This is a genomic window from Nereida sp. (genome assembly GCF_965655635.1).
GTDB lineage: Bacteria > Pseudomonadota > Alphaproteobacteria > Rhodobacterales > Rhodobacteraceae > Nereida.
Window position 1 is genome coordinate 1 of sequence record NZ_CBFHHE010000052.1, and the last position, 8287, is coordinate 8287.

8 protein-coding genes are annotated in these 8287 nt (G+C 50.9%); 6 read left to right on the forward strand and 2 right to left on the reverse strand.

The features are described from left to right. The 6 genes from dnaA to gyrB all read left to right on the forward strand — a co-directional run. On the forward strand, positions 1–1215 hold a 1215-nt coding region (gene dnaA, locus ACTF5M_RS10960; protein WP_438961020.1), incomplete at its 5' end, for a chromosomal replication initiator protein DnaA. Between the two features lie 93 nt (positions 1216–1308). Continuing rightward, positions 1309–2427 (forward strand): DNA polymerase III subunit beta, encoded by a 1119-nt coding sequence (gene dnaN, locus ACTF5M_RS10965; protein WP_048598612.1) that lies wholly within the window; start codon positions 1309–1311, stop codon positions 2425–2427. Continuing rightward, positions 2424–3521 carry a DNA replication/repair protein RecF gene (gene recF, locus ACTF5M_RS10970; protein ID WP_048598613.1) on the forward strand — a complete coding sequence of 366 codons (1098 nt, stop codon included), beginning with the start codon at positions 2424–2426 and terminating at the stop codon, positions 3519–3521. Before dnaN ends, recF begins: the two co-directional genes overlap by 4 nt. A gap of 16 nt (positions 3522–3537) precedes the next feature. Continuing rightward, on the forward strand, positions 3538–3954 hold the full coding sequence (locus tag ACTF5M_RS10975; protein ID WP_048598614.1) for a VOC family protein: 417 nt from the start codon (positions 3538–3540) through the stop codon (positions 3952–3954). Then, positions 3951–4571 carry a LysE family translocator gene (locus tag ACTF5M_RS10980; RefSeq protein WP_048598615.1) on the forward strand — a complete coding sequence of 207 codons (621 nt, stop codon included), beginning with the start codon at positions 3951–3953 and terminating at the stop codon, positions 4569–4571. Before ACTF5M_RS10975 ends, ACTF5M_RS10980 begins: the two co-directional genes overlap by 4 nt. Positions 4572–4648: 77 nt before the next feature. Then, a complete protein-coding gene (gyrB, locus tag ACTF5M_RS10985) occupies positions 4649–7063 on the forward strand; it encodes a DNA topoisomerase (ATP-hydrolyzing) subunit B (RefSeq protein ID WP_048598616.1) in 2415 nt (804 codons plus the stop codon). Between the two features lie 147 nt (positions 7064–7210). On the opposite strand, the gene ACTF5M_RS10990 is transcribed toward gyrB, so the two are convergent. Together ACTF5M_RS10990 and ACTF5M_RS10995 are read right to left on the reverse strand one after the other, a co-directional pair. After that, positions 7211–7609: a cytochrome c maturation protein CcmE domain-containing protein gene (locus tag ACTF5M_RS10990; RefSeq protein WP_438961021.1), complete on the reverse strand. Its 399-nt coding sequence runs from the start codon at positions 7607–7609 to the stop codon at positions 7211–7213. 109 nt (positions 7610–7718) lie between these two features. Further along, positions 7719–8287 (reverse strand): IclR family transcriptional regulator (locus ACTF5M_RS10995; RefSeq protein WP_438961022.1); only part of this gene is annotated, 569 nt, incomplete at its 5' end.

Here is an 8287-nt window from a genome sequence, read left to right on the forward strand (position 1 = left end):
GCTTTTATGGGCAACTATGTCCAATCCAACTATGCAGATGCTATTCTGTACCAGCTGAACATGAACGGCCTGCAGGCTGACCGTCTGAGCTTTCAGGTCAGCCGCGGCGCCCCTCGTGCCACCCCTGCTCCTACCCCTACGGATCGCCCCGTTGCCGCAGCGCCAAAAATGGATATGCAGGGCAATCCCCTCAACTCTCAATTCACGTTTGATACTTTTGTTGTGGGCAAGCCAAACGAGTTGGCTCATGCTGCTGCGCGCCGTGTCGCAGAGGGTGGCGATGTTACTTTTAACCCACTGTTTTTATACGGTGGCGTAGGTCTAGGTAAGACCCACTTGATGCATGCGATCGCCCATGAGTTGCAAGCCCGTCAGCCTGAGAAGCGCGTGCTGTATCTATCAGCCGATCAATTCATGTACCGTTTCATCCAAGCGATCCGTAGCCGGAAAACCATGGACTTTAAGGCCATGCTGCATTCCGTTGATATTTTAATGATTGACGACGTGCAGTTTATTGCGGGTAAAGACAGCACACAGGAAGAGTTCTTCCATACTTTCAACGCGTTGATCAGTGCCAACAAACAGATCATTATTTCTGCAGACCGTGCGCCTGGTGAAATTAAAGACCTTGAAGAGCGTATCAAGTCCCGCCTTCAGTCAGGTTTGATTGTGGACTTGCACCCCACGAACTTTGAGCTGCGCCTTGGTATTCTGCAGTCCAAGGCCGAGATGTATGGCGCTTCTTATCCTGACGTGAAAATCAACGATGATGTGCTAGAGTTTCTGGCGCACCGTATCTCAAAGAACGTCCGCGTTCTTGAGGGGGCGCTAACGCGCTTGTTCGCTTTTGCGCATCTCGTGGGCCGCCCTGTTGATCTTGAATTGGTGCAAGAATGTTTGACTGATACTCTTCGGGAAAGTGATCGCAAAGTAAGCATCGAAGAAATCCAGCGTGTCGTTTGTGATCATTATAATCTCCGCCAATCCGACTTGGTGGGTCCCAAACGCCTACGTGCTTTTGCACGGCCTCGTCAGGTGGCAATGTTCTTGGCCAAGACCATGACACAACGCTCATTGCCTGAAATCGGACGCAAGTTTGGTGGCCGTGACCACACAACAGTGATGCACGGGGTTAAGAAAATCACCGAGCTTTGTCAGATTGATAGCCATATTGCTGATGATCTGGAAATGCTACGTCGTACTCTGGAAGCGTAGCAGAAAAGCACTTGCTGCGAGCCTGTTATGAGGTAATCTGCCCGCTCTAGCACCGTGCTTAGTGCGGTCAGAATTGGCGGCAGGAGTGAGTCGATGAAACTCAGCATTGAACGGGCCACGCTTTTAAAAGCAGTGAGCCAAGCGCAATCGGTTGTTGAGCGGCGCAATACAATTCCGATCCTTGCGAATGTTTTGATCGAGGCTGAAGGAAACAGCGTTTCTTTCCGTGCGACCGATCTTGATATCGAGGTTGTTGATAAAGCGGATGCCATGGTTGAGCGCGCTGGCGCGACGACTGTGTCTGCCGTGACATTGCATGAAATCGTTCGCAAATTGCCTGACGGTGCCATGGTTACTTTGACGGATGACAGTGCCGCTGGCCGATTGACCGTTGAAGCTGGACGCTCCAATTTTAATCTCGCGACCCTGCCGAAAGAAGACTTTCCAGTTATGGCGTCGTCTGAGTATCAAACGAATTTCGGCGCTCCATCACCTGTGCTGCGCCGTTTGTTTGATAAATCAAAGTTCGCGATCAGTACCGAAGAAACACGGTATTATTTGAACGGTGTTTACCTGCATATCGCGGACAGTGATGGGGGTCATGTGCTCCGCGCAGTCGCGACTGACGGTCACCGCCTGGCGCGAATTGATGCGGATATGCCTGAGGGCGCGTCTGGCATGGCTGGCGTTATCGTGCCGCGCAAAACTGTTAACGAGCTGCGCAAACTTCTGGATGATGACGAAGTTCAGATCGCGGTGTCTGTCTCGGAGACAAAAATCCGGTTTGCGACACCTGCGATTACGCTGACGTCCAAAGTTATTGACGGCACATTTCCTGACTACACGCGCGTTATCCCACAGGGAAATACGCGCAAGATGGAAGTTGATGCAGCGGACTTTGCAAAGGCTGTTGACCGTGTGGCAACTGTATCCTCCGAGCGGAGCCGTGCTGTGAAGCTGCAGCTTGATGAAGACCGTTTGGTTCTGTCAGTGAACGCCCCCGATGCGGGCGCGGCCGAAGAAGAGCTTGCCGTTGCGTATGGGGATGAGCGTCTTGAGATTGGCTTCAACGCAAAATATCTGCTTGAAATCGCTAGTCAGGTAGACCGCGAGAATGCTGTCTTCTTGTTCAATTCAGCTGGCGATCCCACGCTGATGCGCGAAGGCAATGACCAATCGGCGATTTACGTCGTCATGCCGATGCGCGTGTGAGTGAACTTCATCTTTCACGCCTGAGCCTGTCCCATTTTAGATCGCACAAACGCGCTGTCGTTGAGTGTGATGCGCGGCCTGTGGCAATATTTGGCGCAAACGGTGCCGGAAAAACTAACCTGATTGAAGCGGTAAGCTTACTGTCGCCAGGACGTGGTTTGCGCCGCGCATCTGCCGAGGCCATGACCCGCCGTCCAGAGGCATTGGGCTGGAAGGTGACTGGTGAACTATCTGCTTCGGGTCAAAGTTATGAGGTAGAGACGTGGTCAAAAGATCACGCTGCCCGCCAAGTTAAAATTGATGGCAAAGCGGCCACCCAGATAGCGCTTGGACAGATTGCACGGGTCTTGTGGTTGATCCCAGCGATGGACCGTCTTTGGATTGAGGGCGCAGATGGGCGTCGTCGTTTTCTAGACCGCATGGCCATGAGCTTCCACCCGACACATGCGGAAGCAACCCTGTCATATGAAAAAGCTATGCGCGAGCGGAACCGCCTTCTGAAGGATATGGTTCAGGATCCACATTGGTATCGTGCGCTTGAAGTGCAGATGGCGGATAGCGGCATGGCCATTATGCGCAATCGGCGTGATGCGGTCATGAAGCTGACGGCAGCACAGGAAGCGGCGCAGACAAGTTTTCCGACAGCGACGCTATCGTTGCTTGAGGTCGAGGACGCGCCGATTGGCAATGAGGATGACTTGCTGCAAGCATTTCAAGGCAGTCGTGCGCAAGATTTACGGGCAGGGCGCACGCTGGTGGGTCCTCATCGCAGTGATCTTGATGCGGTTTATGCGGTCAAAGACGTTCCTGCGCGAGATTGTTCAACAGGTGAGCAGAAAGCGCTGTTAATCTCGCTGATCTTAGCGAATGCGCGGGCGCTTATTGCCGATGTTGGTGCGCCGCCTCTACTGTTGTTGGACGAAGTAGCGGCACACCTTGATGCAGGACGCCGTGCGGCACTTTATGATGAAATAACTGCCTTGGGCGCGCAGGCGTGGATGACGGGGACAGAACCACATTTGTTTGATGCATTGGGAGAGCGGGCAACGTACCTTGAAGTTGACGCGGATACAGTGCGCGAAGCGAGCGTTTAGTAATGGAGTGGGTGCAGTGCAGGCAAACAGAGTTACGTTAATCACTTTAGGTGTCGCCGATTTGGCTGTGTCGAAAGCTTTCTACGCGGCGCTTGGTTGGGTTTTGGAAGAAGCGACGGATGATGTCGCTTTCTACGATATCGGCGGCGCTAAGTTTGGGCTCTACAGTCTTGGGAAAATGGCTGAAGATCTTGATTTGAGCATCGACGATTTGGGGTGTGGCGCGTCAAATCTGTCACAAAACTACCCAACCGAGGCCGAAGTCGATGCGGCGTATGACTTGGCATTAAGTGCAGGCGCCAAACCTGTGAAGAAACCAGCGGCTATCTTTTGGGGCGGCTATTCTGGGGCGTTCGCTGATCCAGATGGCCATGTTTGGGAGGTCGCGTGTAATCCGTTTTGGCCGCTCAATGACGAAGGGCACATTGCATGACCATCGATTTGGCGGGCGCGCTTCTTTATGCGGGCTCGCTGCTTGTCTTGTTCATGACGCCCGGACCCGTTTGGGTGGCTTTGATTGCCCGTGGGTTATCTGGTGGATTTCAGTCCGCTTGGCCGCTCGCCCTTGGTGTGGCTTTGGGTGACTTCCTGTGGCCAATCGTGGCCATTTTTGGCGTGTCTGTCTTTGTCACTCAGTTTGAGGAATTTATGATTGTCCTGCGATATGCGGCTTCGATCATATTTTTTGTTATGGGATACTCTCTGATCCGTAATTATGACCGCGCCCTTGGCTCAGACAGCAGGTTAACTCGACCCGGCATGATGGCGGGGTTTGTGGCCGGTATTGCGGTGATCATCGGCAATCCCAAGGCGATCTTGTTCTATGTTGGCGTCTTACCGGGGTTCTTTGATCTGACGCAGGTAACGTGGCGCGATGCGTTTATGATTTGTACATTGTCGTTTGTTGTTCCGCTGACAGGCAACATAATTTTGGCCGTATTTGTCGAGCGAATCCGCGCAGTCTTGACCTCTCAAACAGGCCTAAAACGGATCAATCTGACCAGTGGAGTATTGCTGATTTTGGTTGGGTTGGTCATTCCGTTTACCTGACGCAAAATATAGCGGTGAGGCGTGACAATCAGCGCTAAACCTCGTATAAAAGTGTGAAAATACGAGGTAACAATCGCATGTCCGACACGCCAGTCACACCGCAGGAATACGGTGCCGATTCTATTAAGGTTCTCAAGGGGTTAGAGGCTGTTCGTAAGCGCCCTGGAATGTATATCGGCGATACCGATGACGGTTCTGGTCTGCACCACATGGTCTACGAGGTCGTTGATAACGGGATTGACGAGGCGCTGGCCGGTCATGCGGATTATGTCACGGTTACAATTCACGATGACTCGAGCATTTCGGTTCGTGACAACGGCCGCGGCATTCCTGTTGGAATGCACGAAGAAGAAGGTGTTTCTGCAGCAGAAGTCATCATGACACAGCTGCACGCAGGCGGTAAGTTTGACAGCAATTCCTACAAGGTTTCGGGCGGCCTTCACGGTGTTGGTGTGTCGGTTGTAAATGCATTGTCGGATTGGCTTGAGCTGCGTGTATGGCGTGATGGGTCCGAGCATATCGCACGGTTTGAGCGCGGCGATACAGTCAAACATCTTGAGCGGGTAGGCCCCTCTGAAGAGACAGGTACTGAGGTGCGTTTTCTTTCGTCTCTAGAGACGTTCAGCAATCTTGATTACAGTTTTGAAACCCTTGAAAAGCGGCTGCGCGAACTGGCGTTTTTGAACTCGGGTGTGCGGATCATCTTGGTTGATGAGCGTCCTGCAGAAGCATTGAAGAGTGAGTTGTTTTACGACGGTGGCGTGAAAGAATTCGTTAAATATTTGGATCGCTCAAAGTCTTCTGTGATGGACACGCCCATCTACGTTAAAGGTGAAAAAGACGACATCGGCGTTGAAGTCGCGATGTGGTGGAATGACAGCTATCACGAGAATGTGCTGCCATTCACCAACAACATTCCGCAGCGTGATGGTGGCACCCACATGGCGGGTTTCCGTAGTGCGTTGACGCGGACTATTCAAAAATATGCCCAAGATACAGGCATCGCCAAACGTGAAAAGGTGAACTTTACGGGTGATGATGCCCGTGAAGGGCTGACCTGCGTTTTGTCGGTAAAAGTGCCGGATCCGAAATTCTCTAGCCAAACCAAAGACAAACTTGTGTCGTCCGAAGTCCGCCCTGCAGTTGAAAGCCTTGTGGGAGAGAAACTTCTCGAGTGGTTCGGCGAGAACCCCAATGAGGCCAAGATTGTTGTCGGCAAAATCATTGAGGCGGCAATGGCGCGAGAGGCTGCGCGCAAAGCCCGTGAACTGACGCGTCGCAAGACGGCCATGGATGTAAATTTCCTTGCGGGTAAACTGAAAGACTGTTCGGAAAAAGACCCGTCAAAAACTGAAGTTTTCCTCGTCGAGGGTGACTCTGCGGGGGGCTCAGCGCAGACTGGCCGTGACCGTCAGACGCAAGCTATTTTGCCCCTGAAAGGTAAGATTTTGAACGTTGAGCGCGCGCGTTTTGATCGCATGCTTGGCAGCCAAGAGATTGGTAATCTTGTGATGGCGCTTGGTACTGGCATTGGCCGTGACGAGTTCAACATTGAAAAGTTGCGCTACCACAAAATCGTCATCATGACCGATGCGGACGTTGATGGTGCCCACATTCGGACGCTCTTGTTGACGTTCTTCTTCCGTCAGATGCCTGAGTTGATCGAAAAGGGTTACCTCTACATTGCGCAACCACCGCTTTACAAAGTGGCACGCGGTAAGTCCGAAGTTTACCTAAAAGACCAAGCGGCGATGGATGATTACCTCATTGACCAAGGGATCGACGGTGCTGTTTTGCAGTTACAATCGGGTGAAGAGATTTCAGGTCAAGATTTGCGCCGTGTCGTCGAAGATGCGCGTCAAGTGCGCCGAGTGCTGGAGGCATTCCCAACCCACTATCCGCGTCATATTCTTGAGCAAGCTGCGATCGCTGGGGCGTTTGTGCCGGGCGTTCTGGACGCCGATTTGCAGGGCGTTGCGGACAAAGTCGCAGAGCGTTTGAACTTGATTGCGCTTGAGTACGAGCGCGGCTGGACGGGCCGCCCAACCCAAGACAAAGGCATGCGTTTGACCCGAATTTTACGCGGCGTTGAGGAAGCGCGGGTTCTAGACGGGCCTATGCTGCGCAGCGGTGAATCGCGTCGGACCGGCACGATGACTGAGGCGCTTCAAGAAGTATATAGCCTGCCTGCCAAGTTGTATCGCAAAGATCGTACCGTACCAATTTACGGTCCGCTTGATCTGTTGGCTGCTGTCCTTGAAGAGGGCGAAAAAGGTCTGTCGCTGCAGCGCTACAAAGGTCTAGGGGAAATGAACCCTGATCAGCTTTGGGAGACGACTCTGGATCCTGATGCGCGGACCCTGTTGCAAGTCAAAATTGAAGACGTGGCAGATGCAGATGACATCTTTACAAAGCTGATGGGGGACGTCGTTGAGCCGCGTCGCGACTTTATTCAGAACAACGCGTTGTCGGTTGAAAACCTCGATTTTTAAATTTTCCGGCCGGCTACTTTAGAGTTCTGATATCCCAATTAGGATGTAAAAGATTACTTTGATTAAGTTAAAATCTTTGAATTTTTCTCTTAAAATACGGTAATTAAAGGATCACAATCAGACTAACGGGCTAACTCTTCAAACAGTTTAATTTTCAATCTTTACTCCATAAGATTTGAGCTCGTTAAGGGCGGCTTCTGGAAAAAAATCTGAGCTAAATTCAAGTAAAATGGTGGTGGCAACGAAGATGTCGTTTTTAAATTTACCGCTGATGACGGCTGGAATCCCGGGTCCGAAGAGTTCAGGCAGATAACTATCGTAAATTACCGTAACGCTATTTGATCGGTCCAATAATTTGAACTCGTAACCGATCTCGCTGTTGTCCGAGCTTTTTATGCTGTTGACGATACCGAAGATGTTCAAATTTTGATCATATTTAGAAGAAAATTCAATAGCTTCGCCTGGGAAAAGAAAGTACCGAGGATTGGCGAACGCCGATAACGTGAGACAGTATAAAAATATAATTGAATAACGAAATATTTTCATAATGTCTTAGTTCTCCATTAGCGCTTAAACAGTGGGTTAGAAATTCGTATATTTTGTCCTAAAATACCGTTGAAGCTTGCTTGAGGCAGACATGATACACAACAAAAAATCACTCCAGAAAAAGTATTTTTTCTAATTTTTGGCTTGCAGTTATAAGTACTTCTCTAGTCTCAATCATGGATGAAAGGTTCAGTCGTTGGGTTGGTCCATGATAAGCTAACCCCGCGACAAATCGATTTTCAAGGTCGAAAATCGGTACAGCAATTGCTATCAAACCGGGCATGAATTCTTCTCTATCAAGGGCGTAGCCGTTGGCTCTTATCTCGCTTAGTTCATCTATGAGTACGGCTTTATCGGTTATAGTATTCACCGTCATTGCAGTAAGGTTAAGGCTTTCGACAAGAGCTAATTGATGCCTCTTCGGGAGACTGGCTAAAAAACACTTGCCGCTAGCTGTGCAGTGGAAAGGAACGCTAGAGCCAATTGGCTGCTGAATTCGAAAAGCCCAATCTGTCTCTACGCGATCCAGGTAGTTCATTCCGTCTGCCCCCGGAACAGCGTAGTTTACGGTTTCACCAATTTGCTCGTTGACTCCCAATAAAATTTGATGGCGAGCGATATAATCCCGAGAACTGTGCAAAAGGCCTGCGCCCATGATCCGCAATCGCCTCGCAATCT